The 592-nt window shown below is 39.7% G+C and carries 1 protein-coding gene; it reads left to right on the top strand.

Going from position 1 to position 592, the window contains the following annotated elements:
• The first annotated feature begins 95 nt into the window (after nt 1–95).
• Nucleotides 96–587 carry an NUMOD4 motif-containing HNH endonuclease gene (locus N1032_RS26550; RefSeq protein WP_259543651.1) on the top strand — a complete coding sequence of 164 codons (492 nt, stop codon included), beginning with the start codon at nt 96–98 and terminating at the stop codon, nt 585–587.
• Nucleotides 588–592: the final 5 nt, after the last annotated feature.

Here is a 592-nt window from a genome sequence, read left to right as displayed (position 1 = left end):
ATTAGAAATCTATGTGGCAGATCACGATCTAATCTGGGAGGAGTTGAAACGGCTCCGTAAATAGCTCATGGAAAGTCCAAGGAGGGCAATAGAGCATGGCAAAAAAGATTTGGAAACCAATTGAGGGCCTTGATGGTTATGAGGTATCGAATCAAGGTGACATACGGTGTTGGAAACATGCAGGAGCTGGAAACAGGATGCGTGAATCTCCAAGACTTTTGTCATTATGTCGAACCTCCACATCAGACTATCTCTACTTTAAATTCACTGGTGGTCAAAAAAGCGTACACAGAACAGTAGCGATCGCTTTTATTCCTAATCCAGAAAATCTTCCAGAAGTTAACCACAAAGATCGAGACAAAAGTAATAATTCTGTTGAAAATTTAGAGTGGTGTACTCGTAGAGAAAACAATGTTCATGCTTTCGGGAAGTCAATAAAAGTTGTTGATCCTGCTGGCAATAAACTAGAGTTTGATAGCATTTCAGCTTTAGCTAGAGCAATGGATTCAAATATCGGAAATGTCTCTCGTTTTGTACGAGGTATTCGATATCGTAACGGGTTAAAATCATGGAGGATTTATGGCTAAGAAGA

The sequence above is a fragment of the Herbiconiux daphne genome (genome assembly GCF_024979295.1).
Taxonomy (GTDB): Bacteria; Actinomycetota; Actinomycetes; order Actinomycetales; family Microbacteriaceae; genus Herbiconiux; species Herbiconiux daphnes.
The sequence above is the reverse complement of the archived record's forward strand: the minus strand, read 5'-3'. Positions and strand labels throughout refer to the sequence as shown.